This is a genomic window from Actinoalloteichus caeruleus DSM 43889 (assembly GCF_000429185.2).
GTDB classification, from domain to species: Bacteria; Actinomycetota; Actinomycetes; order Mycobacteriales; family Pseudonocardiaceae; genus Actinoalloteichus_B; species Actinoalloteichus_B caeruleus.
The window spans coordinates 5,737,886-5,754,946 of record NZ_AUBJ02000001.1 but is presented as its reverse complement, the minus strand read 5'-3'; the positions used below and the strand labels follow the sequence as shown (position 1 = coordinate 5,754,946).

The following is a 17,061-nucleotide window of genomic DNA, read 5'->3' as shown; positions in this document are numbered from 1 at the left end:
GCGGCCCACCGGCTGGCGCCTTCTCCCACGCCCTCTGGCCGGGGACGGGCGACAGGGTCCGCCGGGTCCCAGCCCCGTGGAACTCCTCGGCCCGGCCCGCGCGCCGGCGTCGCACCACCCCGCCCTTTCCGCGCTCGGGGACCTCGCCCCCGTGCCGCGCCCGGCCGAGAACCCCGACCCGTCGGGGTGGCGCCGCGACGGCCCCGCCCGGGGGCCACTCGTCCGGGCGGCGCGGGATACGTTGGTGCGCATGGCCGTAGCCGATGTTCGACCAGCCGTGACCGCGGACGCCCGTGAGATCACGAGGATCCAGCGGGTCACCTGGCAGGCCGCCTACGCGGACCTGCTGCCGCCCGAGGTGCTGGCCACCCTGGACACCCCGGACGCCGAGGAGGCGTGGCGGGAGGCGCTGGCCCAGCCGACGGCCCGGGTGTTCGTCGCCACCGAGGGCGAGTGGACGGTCGGGTTCTGCGCCGCCGGGCCCGCGCCGGCCGAGGCCGTCGCCTCCGCCGACGGCGCCCTGCCCGAGGACTCCGACCGGGTGGGGCTGGTCAGCGTGCTCCTCGTGGAACCCCGTTGGGGGCGGCGAGGGCACGCGGGACGGCTGCTGGCCGCCGCGGGCGAGGCCCTCCGCGGCGAGGGGGCGGAGCGGGGGGTGACCTGGCTCCCCCAGTCCGACACCGCGTCGGAGTCCTTCTACCGGAAGGCCGGTTGGGAACCGGACGGCACGGCCCGCACCCTCGACGCGGGTGGTCGCCCCTTCCGGGAGGTGCGGCTCACCGGCCCGTTGGACATCCCGCTCGTCGAGCGGGGCGGCGGGGCCGGTGGCGTCCCGTCGGACGCCGACCCGAGGTGAGCGCCCTCAGCCCGTCGTCCCACGTTCCAGGTCGACCGCGCGCCGCATGGCCTCCCGGGCCCGGCGGCGGTCGCCGGCCAGGTCGTAGGCCCTGGCGAGTTTGAACCAGCTGCGCCAGTCCCCCGGCGCCTCGTCGAGCTCGGCCCGCCGGGCCGCGAAGAACTCGTCGGCGGCGTCCCGCTCGATCCGGCCGGAGGGCATGGTCGGCAGGTGGGACTCGTCGGGAAGCCCTCCCTCGGCCACGATGCGCTCCCCCAGCCGGGCCGTGCGGGCCCCGAACCGCCAGGTGGCGACGACCATCCACACCCCGAGCAGCGGCAACGCGAGCACCGCCGCACCGAGGAGCACGGCGACCGGGTCGCCGGAGGTGACCAGCAACCACGCCCGACCGGCCAACAGGACCAGGTAGACGACGAGGGCCGCCGTGAGGACGACGGCGGCGGCCCGAGCCCTCACCGGAGCCCCAACAGCGGGTCGATGCCCACCGTCACCCCGGGCCGGGCCCCGACCTCGCGGACGGCGAGCAGCACACCGGGCATGAACGACGACCGGTCCACCGAGTCGTGCCGGATGGTGAGGGTCTCCCCTTCCGACCCGAAGAGCACCTCCTGGTGCGCGACCAGCCCGGAGAGGCGGACCGAGTGCACGGGAACCCCGGCGATGTCGGCGCCCCGGGCCCCGGGCACCTGCTGGGTGGTCGCGTCGGGGGCCGCTCCGAGGCCGGCGTCCCGCCGGGCTCCGGCGATCAGCCGGGCGGTGCGGTCGGCGGTGCCGGACGGCGCGTCGACCTTGCGCGGGTGGTGCAGTTCGATGATCTCGGCCGACTCGTAGTGCCGGGCGGCGAGCTCGGCGAACCGCATGGCGAGGACGGCGCCGATCGCGAAGTTCGGCGCGACGAGCACGCCCACCCCCGGGTGCTCGGCCACCAGCTCCGACAGGCTCGCCAACCGCTCGTCGTCGAACCCGCTGGTGCCGACGACGGTGTGGATGCCGTGATCGACGCAGAACCGGATGTTCGTCATGGTGACGTCGGGCCGGGTGAACTCCACCACCACCTGGGCGCCCGCCCCGGTGAGCCGCTCCAGGGGGTCGCCGGAGTCGAGCGCCGCGACCAGTTCCAGGTCCGGGGCGCCCTCCACTGCCTGGCACACCTGGGAACCCATCCGGCCCCGAGCGCCGATCACCCCAACCCGAACCGGACCGGACGGCTGGTCAACAGTGCTCACCTGATCACCTCGTGCACTTCGGCTGGGAGTTCGTCGGGGTGAGAGTACGGGCCGACCACGGCGACGCTGAGCGGGCGGCGCAACAACTCCGCGGCCAGCGCGGACACGTCCTCGACGCGGACCGCGTCGATCATGGCCAGCTCCTCGGAGACCGGCAGGTGGGTTCCGTAGTTCAGTTCGCCCTTGCCCAGGCGGGACATCCGCGACCCGCTGTCCTCCAGGCCGAGCACCAACCCACCCCGGAGCTGCCCTCGTCCTCTGGCCACCTCGGCGTCGGTGAGGCCGCCCTCGGCGACGTCGGCGAGCACCGAACGCACGACCCGGACCACCTCACCGAGCCGCGCCGGCTGGCAACCGGCGTAGACGCTGAAGCTGCCGGTGTCGGCGTAGGAGGCCACCGACGAGTAGACCGAGTAGGCCAGGCCACGCCGTTCCCGCACCTCCTGGAAGAGCCGGGAGCTCATGCCGCCGCCCAGGGCCGCGCTGAGCACCCGCTGCGTGAACCTGCGGTCGTCGTGCCGGTGGATCGAGGGCATGCCCAGCATCAGGTGGGCCTGCTCGCTGTCGGCGTGTTCGAGGACCAGGCGTCGCCGGCCGGGGATCTCCGCGACTCCCCGCCGCGGCCCGACCGGCACCTCCGCCCCGGCGAGCCGCCCGGCGAGCGCCTTGCCGACCAGGGTCACGACCTCGTCGTGGTCCACGTTGCCGGCCACCGCCACCACCATGTGCGGGAGGGTGTACCGGCGGCGGTAGAAGCCCTGGAGGGCCGAGGCGGTCATCCCGGTGATGGACTCCTCGGTGCCCAGCACCGGGCGGCCCAGGGCGTGGTCCCCCAGGACCGTGGTGCAGAACGCCTCGTGCAGGAGGTCCTCGGGATCGTCGTCGCGGATCGCGATCTCCTCGAGGACCACGCCGCGTTCCACCTCGACGTCCCGGGGGCTGATCAACGCGTCGAACACGACATCGCAGATCAGGTCCACCGCCAGCGGCAGATCGCTGTCGAGCATGTGCGCGTAGTAGCAGGTGTGCTCCTTGGCGGTGAAGGCGTTCAGCTCACCACCGACGGCGTCGGCCTCCTCGGCGATCTCCGCCGCGGTCCGGCGCGCCGTGCCCTTGAACAGCAGGTGCTCCAGGTAGTGGGCGGCGCCGGCCACCTCGGGTTCCTCGTCACGAGAACCCGTTCCGACCCAGATCCCCACCGAGGCCGAGCGCACTCCCGGCACCCGCTCGGTGAGCACCCGCAGGCCACCGGGCAGGACGCTGCGGCGGACGAGGTGCCCGTCGGGTCCGCTTTCCAGCACCGTTCCGCCGTCGAGCGACGAGGCATTGGCTTCCATCCAACTCACCACCGGGACTCCACGCCAGACAGGTGACCGCGGGCGCCTCCGGAGGCGCCCGCGGTCAGGGTGTGCCACGTCGTCACTTGTCGGCGGGCGCCTCGGCGGGCTCGCTGCTCGCCTGCTCCTCGTCGGACACGAGGACCAGGCTGATCTTGCCGCGGCTGTCGATGTCGGCGATCTCCACGCGGAGCTTGTCGCCGACCTTGGCCACGTCCTCGACCTTGCCGATCCGCTTGCCGTTGCCGAGCTTGGAGATGTGGATCAGGCCGTCCTTGCCGGGCACCAGCGAGACGAAGGCCCCGAAGGCGGCCGTCTTGACGACGGTCCCGAGGAAACGCTCACCGACCTTCGGCAGCTGCGGGTTCGCGATCGCGTTGATCTTGTCGATCGCCGCGTCCGCGGACGGGCCGTCGCCCGCGCCGACGTAGATCGTGCCGTCGTCCTCGATGGAGATGTCGGCGCCGGTCTCCTCGGTGATCGAGTTGATCATCTTGCCCTTCGGGCCGATGACCTCACCGATCTTGTCCACCGGGATCTTGATGCTGGTGACGCGCGGGGCGTAGGGGCTCATCTCGTCGGGCCGGTCGATCGCCTCGGTGATCACCTCGAGGATGGTCACCCTGGCGTCGTAGGCCTGCCGGAGCGCCTGGGCCAGCACCTCCGAGGGGATGCCGTCGAGCTTGGTGTCCAGCTGGAGGGCGGTCACGAAGTCCTTCGTGCCGGCGACCTTGAAGTCCATGTCGCCGTAGGCGTCCTCGGCACCGAGGATGTCGGTCATCGCGACGTAACGGGTCTCCCCGTCGACCTCGTCGGACACCAGACCCATCGCGATGCCGGCCACCGGGGCCTTCAGCGGAACACCGGCGTTGAGCAGGGACAGCGTCGACGCGCAGACCGAACCCATCGAGGTGGACCCGTTGGAGCCGAGCGCCTCCGACACCTGCCGGACCGCGTACGGGAACTCCTCGCGGGTGGGCAGCACCGGCACCAGGGCGCGCTCGGCGAGCGCGCCGTGGCCGATCTCCCGCCGCTTCGGCGAACCGACCCGACCGGTCTCACCGGTGGAGTAGGGCGGGAAGTTGTAGTGGTGCATGTACCGCTTGGTGGTCTCGGGCGCCAGCGTGTCCAGCGTCTGCTCGAGGCGGAGCATGTTCAGCGTGGTGACGCCCAGGATCTGCGTCTCACCCCGCTCGAACAGCGCGGAGCCGTGCGCCCGGGGGATCACCGACACCTCGGCGCCGAGGCTCCGGATGTCGGCCAGGCCACGGCCGTCGATGCGGACCCGGTCCCGCAGCACCCGCTGCCGGACCAGCTGCTTGGTCAGGGAGCGGAACGCGGCCGAGATCTCCTTCTCCCGACCGGCGAAGGCCTCGCCCTCACCGACGCCGACCTTCTCGACCGCGGCCTGCTTGACCTCGCTGATGCGGTCCTCGCGCTCCAGCTTGCCCGAGATGGTCAGCGCCTGCGCCAGGTCGGCCGAGGCGACCCGCTCGACGGCCTCGTAGGCGTCCTGCTCGTAGGCCGGGAACACCGGGAACTCCAGGCGCTCCTTGCCCGAGGAGTCGGCCAGCGACTGCTGGGCCTCGCACAGCACCCGGATGAAGGGCTTGGCGGCCTCCAGGCCCTGGGCGACGACCTCCTCGGTCGGGGAGGGGGCGCCCTCGCCGACCAGCTCGATCGTGCGCTCGGTGGCCTCGGCCTCGACCATCATGATCGCGACGTCGTCACCGACGATCCGGCCGGCGACGACCATGTCGAAGACGGCGTCCTGGAGCTGCTCGTGGGTCGGGAACGCCACCCACTGGCCCTGGATGAGGGCGACGCGCACGCCGCCGATCGGGCCGGAGAAGGGCAGACCGGAGAGCTGGGTCGACGCCGAGGCGGCGTTGATGGCCAGCACGTCGTACAGGTCGCCCGGGTTCAGGCTCATCACGGTGACGACGACCTGGACCTCGTTGCGCAGCCCGTCGACGAAGGAGGGCCGCAGCGGCCGGTCGATGAGCCGGCAGGTCAGGATCGCGTCGGTGGAGGGACGGCCCTCCCGGCGGAAGAACGAACCGGGGATCCGCCCGGCCGCGTACATCCGCTCCTCGACGTCGACGGTGAGCGGGAAGAAGTCGAAGTGCTCCTTCGGCTGCTTCGAGGCGGTGGTCGCCGACAGCAGCATCGTCTCGTCGTCCAGGAAGGCGGCGACGCTGCCGGCGGCCTGCTTGGCGAGCCGGCCCGTCTCGAAGCGCACCGTCCTGGTGCCGAACTTCCCGTTGTCGATCGTCGCGGTGACTTCGGTGAAGTCGTTGTCCGTCACAGGTTCTCCTCATCTGCGACGCGTCCGACGCCACCAGGGGTCGCGGTCCACTCGAGGCCGGTCTTCGATCGAAGCTCCCGGGCCGAGCTGCCCGAAAGCCACTACCGAGGACCGGCGGACAGGTCTCCCCGTGGTCGGTTCGGCGCGTTCGCTCTGTGGTTGTCTCCGCCCGGGGGGACCCGGCCGGTGTCGTTCTATGTGCCGAGGGGGAGCAGCCGACTCGGCTGCTCCCCCTCGGCCTGGCGTCATCGACGCAGTCCGAGCCTACTGATCAGGGACCGGTAGCGCTCGATGTCCACCTTCGTCAGGTAGTTGAGCAGCCGGCGGCGGCGGCCGACCAGCAGCAGCAGACCACGACGGGAGTGGTGGTCGTGCTTGTGGGTCTTCAGGTGCTCCGTCAGGCCCGTGATGCGCTTGGTCAGCATCGCGACCTGGGCCTCGGGGGACCCGGTGTCGCTGTCGTGCAGGCCGTACTCGCCGAGGACCTGCTTCTTCTCGTCGGTGGACAGTGCCACGTGTCATCTCCTCACAGATTTCCGTGCGGCCCCTGGACACGGTGACGACGACCCCAGCCCGGACGGAGGACACACCGACGTCGTCGGCACGGCCATCCGCCCTGTTCCCGCTGGTTCCCGTCGGCTCCTCATGCAGGTCATGCGCCTGGTCGCGCAAAGCCACGCCGGGGTAAGACGGTCACGGCCGCCACGGAACGCAGCCGGACCCGGCCGTCACGATAGCACTCCCCACGTCAGAACGTACGTTCTGGCACGCGGACGCATCCCCCTCCGCTGGTCACGACGCCCGTCGGTCCCCGCTGCCCCGGGAGGGCGCTCACGGCGCCCCCGGAGGAGGGCCCAGGGCGATCCGCTGGTAGGCGGAGTAGCGGGGACGCTCCCGAGCGTCGCTGCGCACGACCAGGACCTCCTCGGGGGTCCACCACCGGCCGGCGTACGACGTCAGCGCCGTCAGCGCTGCCAGGTCGGGGGTCGCGCGCCGGGGCCACCGGGCGAGGGTGACGTGCGGCCGGTACTCCCCGGGGTCGGACTCCCCGACGGCGGCCACGAGGGCCGACAACGCCGCCTCGTCCTCTGGGCCCGCGCCCTCGACCCCGGCCCAGAGCACGCCGGGGAAGACCCCGGCACCGGCGATCCGCACCGTGGGGGCGCGACGACCGCCGAGCGCGGCCCGCAGTCCCGCCGCCAGCCTGGCCGGGTCGGTCACCTCACCGTGGAAGCCGAGGGTGACGTGCCACTCCCGTTCCGGCACCGGACGAGCCGGGGCGGGGACGACCGCCTGCTCGCCGGGGCGGAGGGCGGCCGCGAGATCACGAACCACGTCGTCGGGTGGCCACAACGCGGTGAACAGCCGCACGGGACCCCGTCACTCCCTGGCCGCGTAGCGCAGCAGCCGGGCCAGCTTCGGGTACTTCTCCTCGATCAGCTCGGCCGCGCCGACCAGTTCGTCGAACGAGGCCGTCTTCGCCAGGAAGGTCAACGTGACCTGCTCGCCGGTGCCGTCGTCGACGGGCAGCGAGCCCCGCCCCACGGTGGGTCGGGACGCGCGCACCTCGTCGAGCGCCCGTTGCAGGGCCTCCCGTTCGCCGGTGGAGACGTCGGGGGTGAGGACCTTCCGCTCCAACATGACCAACCTGGCCAGCACGGCGGGGTTGCCGATCTTCGCCCGCCGGCCGCTCATCACCTGGCTCAACATCGGCGCGCTGATGCCGAGGACGTCGGCCAGCTGGGCCTGGGAGATGCTGTAGGCGACGACGAGCCGTCGCACGCGGTCGCCGAGTGGTTCCCCGTACCACTCGCGTTGCAGCGCGAGGTTGCGCTGGACAATCTGCTGCTCCTCCACGTTCCCGCTCCCTGGCCGTGTCATCGTCGTCAGGCTGGCCACCCAGACGTATCCTGCCAGGTCAGTTCCGCCTCGAGGTGGGCAACCGACAGGTTGGGGCCACGTCACCTCCCCCGCACCCGGCGCCATCGGCCCAGGTGGGCGGTCGACACGAGGAGCGCGGACGGTCAGCGCCCGTCGCCGACCAGCTCCCGGGTCCGGACCACGTCCCGCTCCATCTGCTCGACGAGCGCGTCCACCGAGTCGTACCGCTCCATGTCCCGCAACCGTTCGACGAAGTCGAGTTCCACGTGCTCGCCGTAGAAGTCCTCGTCGGCGTCCAGCACGAAGGCCTCGACCCGGCGCTCCGAACCGGAGAACGTCGGATTGGTACCGACCGAGACCGCGGCGGGGCGGACCCGGGCCGGGTGCGGTTCGGTGCGCTTGCGGTGGCCGAACAGGCAGGCGTAGACCCCGTCGGCTGGGACCGCCGCGTGCGGGGCGGTGGACAGGTTCGCGGTCGGGAAACCGAGGTCACGGCCCCGGCCCTCACCCCGGATCACCACTCCCTCCAGTCGGTGGGGGCGGCCCAGCGCCGCCGCGGCCTCGCCCACGTCGCCCGCCGCGACGCAGGACCTGACGTAGGTCGAGGAGAAGGTCACCCGCTCCGTGGACAGGAGTTCGGTGCCCTCGGTGGTGAAGCCGAACCGGCGGCCCAGGCGGTTGAGCAGGGCGACGTCCCCGGCGGCGCGGTGGCCGAAGGTGAAGTTCTCGCCCACCACCACGGTGGCGACGTGCAGCTGGTCGACGAGCAGCCCGTGGACGAACTCGTCAGCGGGCATCCGCGCGAGCTCCTGCGTGAAGGGGATCACGCAGAAGACGTCGACCCCCAGCTCCTGCACGAGTTCCGCGCGGCGTCGCAGGCTGGTGAGTTGCGCCGGATGACTGCCAGGGCGGACGACCTCGGCGGGGTGCGGGTCGAAGGTCATGACGACGCTGGGGATGCCCTGCTTCCTGGCCTGTTCCACAGCGGTGCCGATGAGTCGCTGGTGGCCCCGGTGCACACCATCGAAGATCCCGATGGTCACCACGCAGCGACCCCAGTTGCCAGGGAGTGATTCCAAGCCACGCCAGCGTTGCATGACACGCAGACTACGACGGCGGTCCGCCCCGCCGCCCCCGGGTGGAGGCGGCGGCGGTCCCGGCCTGGTCAGCCGCCGGAGCCGGCCAGCACCACCAGCGGCCGGGTCACCCCGCCCTCCTCGGTGACCAGCGCGACCACCTTCCCGTCCGGGGCGAAGACCCCGTAGGCACCCCGCCGCCCGGTCGGGGAGAGACGTTGGCCGTGCGCCAGCGCCGTCGCCTCGGCCTGGTTGACCTCGCGCCGGGCGAAGGCGGTGGCCACGGCGTCGTCCAGGCCCATCGACAGGCCGGGTTCCGCCTCCACCTGCTCCAGGGTGCGAGCGCTGACGATGCCGAACGGGCCCACCCTGGTGCGGCGCAGCTCGCCGAGGTGGCCGCCGACGCCGAGGGCCGCCCCCAGGTCCCGGGCGAGCGCGCGGACGTAGGTGCCGGAGGAGCACTCGACCAGGACGTCGAGCTCGGTGGTCGCGGCGAGCCGGCGCACCGCGAGCAGGTCGAAGCGGTGGACGGTGACCGGTCGCGGCGGCAGTTCCACCTTCTCCCCCGCGCGGACCAGTTCGTAGGCGCGGCGGCCGGCGATCTTCACCGCGCTGACGGCGCTGGGCACCTGCTCGATGTCACCGGTCAACGCGGCGATGCCCGCGCGGATGGCCTGCTCGTCGACGTCGGCCGCGGGCGCTTCGCCGAGGGTCTCGCCCTCGGCGTCGTCGGTGGTCGTCGAGGCTCCCAGCCGGATCGTCGCCAGGTACGCCTTGGTGTCGAGCGCGAGGTGCCCGAGGAGCTTGGTCCCGCGTTCCACGCCGAGGATCAGCACACCGGTGGCCATCGGGTCCAGGGTTCCCGCGTGGCCGACCTTGCGGGTGCCGAGGAGGCGGCGGGCCCGGTCCACCACGTCGTGCGAGGTCATGCCGGAGGGCTTGTCCACGACGAGCAGCCCGGAGGGGGCGGTCGGACGACGGTCACGGGAACGGGAGGAACGGTTCGCGCCTGGCACGGGCGCACATACTGCCCTAACCCGCCGTCGGGTCCACGGCCCGGGGTCGGCACCCGGGCCGCGTCCGGCACGGGTGTCAGCGGGTCGCGCCGGTGATCGCCCACCGCCCCGACCTGACCCGCCCGAGCACCGCCGCCAGCCGCAGCAGCATGAACGCCGCCAGTCCGGTCCAGATCCCCCGCAGGCCCCAGCCCATCGCCATGGATGTCCAGATCAGGGGCAGGAACCCGACGAGGGCGCTGATCAGCGTCGCCGTCCGCAGGAAGGCCGCGTCCCCCGCGCCGAGCAGGACCCCGTCCAACGCGAAGACCACGCCGGCGACCGGTTGCAGCGCCACGAAGAACCACCACGCGCCGGGCACCTCCGCCAGCACGGCGGCGTCGGGGGTGAACACACGGGGCAGGACCTGGGACACCGCCGCGAAACCGAGGGCCAACACCGCGCCGAAGACGAACCCGTAGAGCGCGACCTGGCGGGCCACTCCCCGGGCCTGCCGGGCGTCGGACCTGCCGAGGGCCGCCCCGACCAGTGCCTGCGCCGCGATGGCCAGCGAGTCGAGGACCAGCGAGAGGAAGGTCCACAGCTGGAGCACGATCTGGTGGGCGCCGGCGGCCGCCACGGAGTGCCGCGCGGCGACGGCGGCCGCCGAGAGGAAGCAGGCCTGGAAGGCGAGGCTGCGCAGGATGAGGTCGCGGCCCATCCTGAGCTGGGCGCGCATCACCGCGGGTTCCGGGCGCAACGGCACCCGTTCCCTGGCCAGGGCGTGGAAGAAGAACCCGGCGGAGATCGTCTGGGCGACGACGTTCGCCACGGCGGAGCCGTTGAGCCCCCAGCCCGCGCCGTGCACGAGCAGGGGGCACAGGACGGCGGAGATCCCGTTGCCCACGAGCACGTACCGCAGCGGGCGGAAGGTGTCCTGCACACCCCGCATCCAGCCGTTGCCGGCCATCGTCACCAGGATGAGCGGCGCTCCGAACAACGCGATCCGCAACCAGCCGACGGCGGCGTCGGCGACCTCCCCCGGGCCGGCGAGGGCGTTGGCGATCGGAACGGCCAGCAGCTGGCCGACCACCACCAGGACCGCGCCGACGGCGAGCGCGAGCCAGGTGGCCTGCACCCCCTCGGCGACGGCCTCGGCACGCCGACCCGCGCCGTAGAGCCGGGAGGCCCTGGCGGTGGTGCCGTAGGAGAGGAAGGTGAGCTGCGTGGAGACCTGGGCCAGCACGATGGCGCCGATGGCCAACCCCGCGAGGGGGACGCCTCCCAGGTGACCCACGACGGCGGTGTCCACCAGCAGGTACAACGGCTCGGCGGCGAGAACCCCCAGCGCCGGCACCGCCAGCTTCGCGAGCTTGCCGGGGCTGACCCGGTCTCCGACCTGTGACACGCGGACCTCGTAAGGTGTGAACTTGGGACGTGCCCCTGACAGCGGCACTGTACGGGTAAGGACCCCTCATGGACAACACTGATTACCTGGACATCACGCTCCGGCTCGCCAACGCCGACCTGACCACGCTCGACGACCTGCGCGCCGCGCTGCACGACGAGCCGTGGTGGGCGGACCGGGTGACGGCGGACGATCTGCGTGAGCTGCGGGGAACGCGACTGCGGCTGCGGAGGGCACTCGACGCGGTCGTCGCGGGCGACGCGGCGGCGGTGATGCGGGAGACCAACGGCCTGTTGGGCGCGCACCCGCCACGGCCCCGCCTGTCCGCCGGGCACGAGGGCAACACCGAGTTGACCTCGGCCGAGGGGACGGGCGCAACGGTGTCCGCCCGGTTGGACTGGCACGTGCACGTCGCCGACGTGGACGCGCAGCCGGCCACGGAGGTGGCGGCCGCGGCGGCGTGGGGTCTCGCCCAGGGGGTCGTGCGGCACGGCCTGGAGCGGTGGGGCCGGTGCGCGGACGAGACCTGCGGCGCCTTCTTCCTCGACACCTCCACCAACCGGCGCAAACGCTTCTGCTCGCCCCGCTGCGCGAACCGGACCCACGTCGCGGCCTTCCGGGCCCGCCGCCAGGCCGAACCCGGCACCCCGGTGGAGCCGGCCTGAGCGGCGCCGCCAGGCACGAACACGGGCCGGCGCGCCTTCCCCGAGCAGCGCCGGTACCCCTAGACCCCGAAGGCCGCCGGGTACCGGATGAGACCGGTCGGGGTGGGTCGGGCGGGGTCGAGCGCCTGCGCCAGGAAGGCGTCGTCGGGCGCGTCGAAGGGAGCGCGAACACCGAGACCCGATGCGGGCGTGAACCCGAACCGGGGGTAGTAGGCGGGGTGCCCCAGCACCACGACGAGGTTCTCGCCTCGGCTGCGAGCGAGGTCGAGCCCGGCCCGGATCGCGGCTGATCCCGCGCCCCGTCCCTGGTGGTCCGGCAGCACGGCGCAGGGTCCGAGCGCGAGTGCCGGCCCGTCCCCCACCCGGCACCGGGTGAACAGGGCGTGGCCGACGACCTCACCAGCCGGGTCCTCTGTCACGACCGACAGATCACCGATCCACGCCTGCTGGTCGGCTCGCAGGGCGTCCACCAGGTCCGCCTCGAAGGGGGTGGGGAAGGCCGCGAGGGCGACGGCGCGGATGGCCGACCCGTCCTCCGGTGTCTCCGGCCTGGTGCTCCACACGGTGGCTCCATCCCTCGGGTCGGCCCGGTCACAGCGGTGGTCCAGGCGAGGGCCGCCGTCCCAGGAGGACCGCGGTCCATTCACGAAATCCTCTCCCCTCGGATCCGTGAACGGAACGCCGAGGAGTCGGGAGCGAGGCGGCTACCCCGTCGAGCGGACCGGGAGCGGCGGCGGGCGCACCCGACTCGCGGGAGGGGCCGAGCGCCCCACCCGCTCCGACACGCATCGTCGGTCCGCCGCCGGCGGGGACGGCCGCGAGCCTGGCCGCGCTGCCCCATCGAACGCCCTCGGGGCGTCAGTCGCCTCGGGTGTCCCGGGGCGGGGTCCCGGTGTCCCGGGAGGTGTCCTCCCCACCGAGGTCCTCGTCCACGTCGTCCTCGTCGGCGGCCCGGTAGGGGTCCGGGTCACCGGCGTGGCTGGCATCGGCCGCCAGCCTGGCGACCTGCTCGTCCGCCTCCCGCGCCCGTGCCAGCAACTCGTCCATCCTCCTGGCGGAGTCGGGCACGTTGTCGGGCACGAACGTGAGGGTGGGGGTGAACTTGATGCCGGTGCCCTGCCCCACCTTGGACCGGAGGACGCCCTTGGCGCTCTCCAGCGCCGCGGCGGCACCCGCCTCGTCGGGAGGGCTGGACAGGGACTCGCCGAAGACGGTGTAGTACACCGTCGCCTCGCGCAGGTCGGCGGTGACCTTGGCTTCGGTGATCGTCACCCTCGCCACCCGCGGGTCCTTCACCTCGTGTTCGAGCGCGGAGGCGATGATCTGCGCGATCCGCTTGGCGAGCCTGCGAGCGCGGGCCGGATCTGCCACGGCCTTGTCTCCTCGTCGTCGGGCCCACCGGCTCCGGCCGGTGGGCGGCCCCGGTGGCGTGCACCGAGGCGGACCTGCGTTGTCGAAAGTCGGGGCGGCGGGTTCCCGCCGAGCCCTGTCCGTCAGTTCTCGTCCTCGGGGCCGAACAGCCGGCGCCGCGCGGACAGCAGCTCCAGCTCGGGCCGGTTGGCGACCATCCGCTCGCAGGCGTCGAGGACGTCCCGGACGTGCTCCGCGTCGGCGGCGGCCACCGCCACCCCCACCAGCGACCTGCGGTGCAGGTCGAGGTGGCCGCACTCCCCCACGGAGGCGTCGTAGCGCTTCCGCAGCTCGGCGATGACCGGTCGGACCACCGACCTCTTCTGTTTCAGCGAGCGGACGTCGCCCAGCAGCACGTCCAGTTCAAGGGCACCCACGTACACCAGGCATCACCGTGTGTGTTGGTCGGCGGGGTAGGCCGGCATGGACCGGCCGTGAACAGCGCGCTGGGCCGCCCCACCCGGGACGGCCCAGCGCCTGGTGGCTCAGCCGCGCGGCTTCTCCCGCATCTCGTAGGTCTCGATCACGTCGTCGACCCTGAGATCCGAGTAGGAGCCGAGCGTCAGACCGCACTCGAAGCCCTCGCGGACCTCGGTGACGTCGTCCTTGAACCGGCGCAGCGTGTTGACGGAGAGGTTCTCCGCGACCACCACGCTGTCCCGGAGCAACCGGGCCTTGGAGTTCCGCCGCACGGTGCCGTTGCGGACCATGCAGCCGGCGATCGTGCCCACCTTGGAGGACTTGAAGACCTCGCGGACCTCGACGCGGCCCAGCTCGACCTCCTCGTACTCCGGCTTGAGCATCCCCTTCAGCGCCTGCTCGATCTCCTCGAGAGCCTGGTAGATGACCGTGTAGTACCGGACATCGATGCCCTCGCGGTTGGCCAGCTCGTCGGCCTTGCCGGTCGCCCGGACGTTGAAGCCGATCACGACGGCGTCCGAGGCCGCGGCGAAGTTGATGTCGCCCTCGGTGATGCCACCGACACCGCGCCCGATCACCCGGAGCTCGACCTCGTCACCGACGTCGATCTTCAGCAGCGAGCTCTCCAGCGCCTCGACGGTTCCGGAGTTGTCACCCTTGATGATCAGGTTCAGCTGACCGGTCTCCTTGAGGGCCTTGTCCAGGTCCTCGAGGCTGACGCGCTTGCGCGCCGCGGCGAACTGCGCGTTGCGCAGCCGGGCCCGGCGGCGGTCGGCGATCTGCCGTGCCACCCGGTCCTCCTCGACCACCAGGAAGGTGTCGCCCGCTCCCGGCACCGAGGTGAACCCGATGACCTGGACCGGCCGCGCCGGCAGCGCCTCGGTGACGTCCTCGTCGAACTCGTTGATCATCCGACGGACACGCCCGTAGGCGTCGCCAGCGACCACCGAGTCGCCGACCCGCAGCGTGCCGCGCTGCACCAGCACGGTCGCCACCGGACCACGGCCACGGTCGAGGTGGGCCTCGATCGCGACGCCCTGGGCCTCCATGGTCGGGTTGGCCCGCAGGTCCAGCGAGGCGTCGGCCGTCAGCAGGATGGCCTCCAGCAGGCCCTCGATGTTGACGCCCTGCCGAGCGGAGATGTCGACGAACATCGTGTCGCCGCCGTACTCCTCCGGCACCACGCCGTAGTCCGACATCTGCTGGCGGACCTTCGAGGGGTTCGCACCCGGCTTGTCGATCTTGTTGACCGCCACCACGATCGGCACGTCGGCCGCCCTGGCGTGGTCGATCGCCTCCGCGGTCTGCGGCATCACGCCGTCGTCGGCCGCGACCACGATGACCGCGATGTCCGTCGACGTCGCACCACGGGCACGCATGGCGGTGAACGCCTCGTGACCCGGGGTGTCGATGAAGGTGATGAGCCGCTCCTCGCCCTCCAGGTTCGTCGCGACCTGGTAGGCGCCGATGTGCTGGGTGATACCCCCGGCCTCGCCCTCGTGGACGTTGGTCTTCCGGATGGTGTCCAGCAGTCGCGTCTTACCGTGGTCGACGTGACCCATGACGGTCACGACCGGCGGCCTCGGGAGCAGGTCCTCGTCGCCTCCGGCGTCCTCACCGAAGGTGATGTCGAAGGAGTCGAGCAGCTCCCGGTCCTCCTCCTCGGGGCTGACCACCTGGATCTGGTAGTTCATCTCCTGACCCAGGAGTTCCAGCACCTCGTCGGAGACCGACTGGGTGGCCGTGACCATCTCACCGAGGTGGAACATGGCCTGCACCAACGAGGCCGGGTTCGCGTCGATCTTCTCCGCGAAGTCCGTCAGCGAGGCACCCCTCGGCAGGCGGACGACCTCGCCGTTGCCGCGCGGCAACCGCACGCCGCCGACCGACGGCGCCTGCATGTTGTCGAACTCCTGGCGCTTCTGCCGCTTCGACTTGCGGCCACGGCGCGCCGGACCACCGGGACGGCCGAAGGCACCCGCCGCTCCACCGCGGCCACGGCCACCGCCACCGGGACGACCGCGGAAACCACCCGCGGGGGGTGCGCCGGTGCCACCGCCGCCGCCACCGCCACCGCGGAAGCCGCCGCCACCACCGCCGCCACCGCCGCGGAAGCCGCCGCCACCGCCGCCGGGACGACCGCCGCCGCCACCGCCGCCACCGGGACGACCGCCACGGCCACCGCCGGGGCCGCCACCGGCGGGCCGGGCCGGCCGAGGGGGCATCATGCCCGGGTTCGGACGCGGAGGCATCATGCCCGGGTTCGGGCGCGAACCGCCGCCGCCACCGCCACCGGAGCCCTGGGGAGCACCCGGACGCGGGGCACCGCCACCGGGAGCGCCACCACGGGCACCGCCGCGGTCAGGCCGGTTGCCGCCGGGACGCGGGGCACCCCCACCGGGAGCGCCACCACCGCCGGGGCGGGGCTGGCCGCCCGGACGGGGAGCCGGACCACCCACGCCGAACGGGTTGTTACCCGGGCGCGGCGCGCGGGGCCCCGGCTTCGGCGACTGGGGCTTGGGCGGCACCACCGAGGGCGACGGACCGGGACGCGGCCCCGGCTTCGACGGGCCAGGACGGGGGCCGGAGGCCGCCGGCCGGGCCGGCTGCTGCCGCGGCTCTTCGGTCCTGGGCTGCTCGGTCCTGGGCTGCTGGGGCTCCTCGGCGGGCCGGGGAGCCTGTTCCTGAGCCGGCCGGGGCGCGGGGCGCCTCGGTCCGGGTGTCGGCGCGCCGGACGGGCGGTCCTGGCCGGGACGTCCACCGGTGGCCGGGGGACGGGGCGTCGGAGTGCTCGCCGGCGGCCCGGACGCGGCGCGGGGCCGGGACGCGGGCCAGGGCGGGGGACCTCACGCGCCGGCTGGGCACCGGCCTCGGGGGTCCTGTCGGCCGGCGGGCCGGGGCGCGGCCCCGGACGACGGCCCTTGCCGTTGGACGAGTCCCCTGACCGGGGGAAGGCGTCGCGCAGTCGCCGCGCGACGGGTGCCTCCACCGTGGAGGACGCGGACTTCACGTATTCGCCGAGGTCGGCGAGTTTCTTCAGTACTTCCTTGCTCGTGACACCGAGCTCTTTCGCGAGCTCGTGCACGCGGGCCTTGCCTGCCACTGCTCTCCTCATCTGGTGAGGCCGGGCGGCAAATCCCGCTCGACCTCGTCCTACCGTCGAAGCGCGTTCATGGCTTCAGCTTCACGGCTGCTTCATGACGGGTCGACCTGCTTCCTTCTGCTGCCGGACGCGGGGGAAGTCCCACGTCGGTCTGAATACTCCGAGCATTCTGCCCGAGGTGGCGCTCGACCGCCGACATGTCCAGCGGTCCCGGAACCCGGAGCGCGCGTGGGAACGCGCGTCGCCTTTCGGCCCGGCGCAGGCATTCCGGGTCGGGGTGCACCCACGCTCCTCGACCCGGCCGCCTTCGCTGGGGATCCGGGACCGCGGCTCGGCTCTCGCCGACGGCCACGGCCACCACTCGCAGTAGCTCGGA

Annotated in this window: 16 protein-coding genes and 1 pseudogene; 2 read left to right on the top strand and 15 right to left on the bottom strand. The window is 72.9% G+C overall.

Annotated features, from left to right (window positions below; genetic code table 11):
- Window positions 1–250: 250 nt before the first annotated feature.
- Window positions 251–856, top strand: coding sequence for a GNAT family N-acetyltransferase (locus tag G443_RS23565; protein ID WP_035292812.1), 606 nt, complete (start codon window positions 251–253; stop codon window positions 854–856).
- Window positions 857–862: 6 nt separating this feature from the next.
- Here the strand turns inward: G443_RS23565 and G443_RS23560 are convergent, their stop codons facing one another.
- The 10 genes from G443_RS23560 to G443_RS23515 all read right to left on the bottom strand — a co-directional run bounded on the left by G443_RS23560 (window position 863) and on the right by G443_RS23515 (window position 11,087).
- Window positions 863–1,312, bottom strand: coding sequence for a hypothetical protein (locus tag G443_RS23560; protein WP_026419979.1), 450 nt, complete (start codon window positions 1,310–1,312; stop codon window positions 863–865).
- On the bottom strand, window positions 1,309–2,082 hold the full coding sequence (gene dapB / locus G443_RS23555; RefSeq protein WP_026419978.1) for a 4-hydroxy-tetrahydrodipicolinate reductase: 774 nt from the start codon (window positions 2,080–2,082) through the stop codon (window positions 1,309–1,311). The genes G443_RS23560 and dapB overlap by 4 nt, the downstream gene beginning before the upstream one ends.
- Window positions 2,079–3,419: a M16 family metallopeptidase gene (locus G443_RS23550; protein WP_026419977.1), complete on the bottom strand. Its 1,341-nt coding sequence runs from the start codon at window positions 3,417–3,419 to the stop codon at window positions 2,079–2,081. The genes dapB and G443_RS23550 overlap by 4 nt, the downstream gene beginning before the upstream one ends.
- A gap of 82 nt (window positions 3,420–3,501) precedes the next feature.
- Window positions 3,502–5,727: a polyribonucleotide nucleotidyltransferase gene (locus G443_RS23545; RefSeq protein WP_026419976.1), complete on the bottom strand. Its 2,226-nt coding sequence runs from the start codon at window positions 5,725–5,727 to the stop codon at window positions 3,502–3,504.
- Between the two features lie 245 nt (window positions 5,728–5,972).
- The gene (gene rpsO, locus G443_RS23540; protein ID WP_016699485.1) at window positions 5,973–6,242 is read right to left on the bottom strand and encodes a 30S ribosomal protein S15; all 270 of its coding nucleotides are present in this window, start codon (window positions 6,240–6,242) and stop codon (window positions 5,973–5,975) included.
- Between the two features lie 316 nt (window positions 6,243–6,558).
- Window positions 6,559–7,098, bottom strand: coding sequence for an RNA 2',3'-cyclic phosphodiesterase (gene thpR / locus G443_RS23535; protein ID WP_035292737.1), 540 nt, complete (start codon window positions 7,096–7,098; stop codon window positions 6,559–6,561).
- Between the two features lie 9 nt (window positions 7,099–7,107).
- Entirely contained in the window at window positions 7,108–7,584 is a 477-nt protein-coding gene (locus G443_RS23530; RefSeq protein ID WP_026419975.1) for a helix-turn-helix domain-containing protein, read from the bottom strand.
- Window positions 7,585–7,751: 167 nt separating this feature from the next.
- Complete coding sequence (locus tag G443_RS23525; protein WP_081715617.1) at window positions 7,752–8,705, bottom strand: bifunctional riboflavin kinase/FAD synthetase; 954 nt, start codon at window positions 8,703–8,705, stop codon at window positions 7,752–7,754.
- A gap of 68 nt (window positions 8,706–8,773) precedes the next feature.
- A complete protein-coding gene (gene truB / locus G443_RS23520) occupies window positions 8,774–9,700 on the bottom strand; it encodes a tRNA pseudouridine(55) synthase TruB (RefSeq protein WP_026419973.1) in 927 nt (308 codons plus the stop codon).
- 76 nt (window positions 9,701–9,776) lie between these two features.
- Window positions 9,777–11,087 (bottom strand): MATE family efflux transporter, encoded by a 1,311-nt coding sequence (locus G443_RS23515; protein WP_026419972.1) that lies wholly within the window; start codon window positions 11,085–11,087, stop codon window positions 9,777–9,779.
- A 68-nt stretch (window positions 11,088–11,155) separates the two neighbouring features.
- Between G443_RS23515 and G443_RS23510 the strand changes: the two genes are divergently transcribed.
- Entirely contained in the window at window positions 11,156–11,752 is a 597-nt protein-coding gene (locus tag G443_RS23510; RefSeq protein ID WP_026419971.1) for a CGNR zinc finger domain-containing protein, read from the top strand.
- Between the two features lie 59 nt (window positions 11,753–11,811).
- On the opposite strand, the gene G443_RS23505 is transcribed toward G443_RS23510, so the two are convergent.
- The 5 genes and pseudogenes from G443_RS23505 to G443_RS23480 all read right to left on the bottom strand — a co-directional run bounded on the left by G443_RS23505 (window position 11,812) and on the right by G443_RS23480 (window position 17,037).
- The gene (locus tag G443_RS23505) at window positions 11,812–12,315 is read right to left on the bottom strand and encodes a GNAT family N-acetyltransferase (protein ID WP_026419970.1); all 504 of its coding nucleotides are present in this window, start codon (window positions 12,313–12,315) and stop codon (window positions 11,812–11,814) included.
- Window positions 12,316–12,610: 295 nt separating this feature from the next.
- Window positions 12,611–13,123, bottom strand: a complete 513-nt coding sequence (gene rbfA, locus G443_RS23500) for a 30S ribosome-binding factor RbfA (protein WP_026419969.1) — start codon at window positions 13,121–13,123, stop codon at window positions 12,611–12,613.
- A gap of 122 nt (window positions 13,124–13,245) precedes the next feature.
- Entirely contained in the window at window positions 13,246–13,545 is a 300-nt protein-coding gene (locus G443_RS23495) for a DUF503 domain-containing protein (protein WP_026419968.1), read from the bottom strand.
- Window positions 13,546–13,647: 102 nt separating this feature from the next.
- Window positions 13,648–16,685 (bottom strand): annotated as a pseudogene (infB, locus tag G443_RS25225) (translation initiation factor IF-2).
- A gap of 67 nt (window positions 16,686–16,752) precedes the next feature.
- Window positions 16,753–17,037 (bottom strand): YlxR family protein, encoded by a 285-nt coding sequence (locus G443_RS23480; RefSeq protein WP_245588917.1) that lies wholly within the window; start codon window positions 17,035–17,037, stop codon window positions 16,753–16,755.
- Window positions 17,038–17,061: the final 24 nt, after the last annotated feature.

What these genes read in the sequence shown, in the direction of transcription:
- G443_RS23525 (WP_081715617.1), bottom strand. Translation starts at nt 8,705, where the DNA reads ATGCAACGCTGGCGTGGCTTGGAATCACTCCCTGGCAACTGGGGTCGC.
- G443_RS23550 (WP_026419977.1), bottom strand. Translation starts at nt 3,419, where the DNA reads ATGGAAGCCAATGCCTCGTCGCTCGACGGCGGAACGGTGCTGGAAAGC.
- G443_RS23565 (WP_035292812.1), top strand. Translation starts at nt 251, where the DNA reads ATGGCCGTAGCCGATGTTCGACCAGCCGTGACCGCGGACGCCCGTGAG.
- G443_RS23510 (WP_026419971.1), top strand. Translation starts at nt 11,156, where the DNA reads ATGGACAACACTGATTACCTGGACATCACGCTCCGGCTCGCCAACGCC.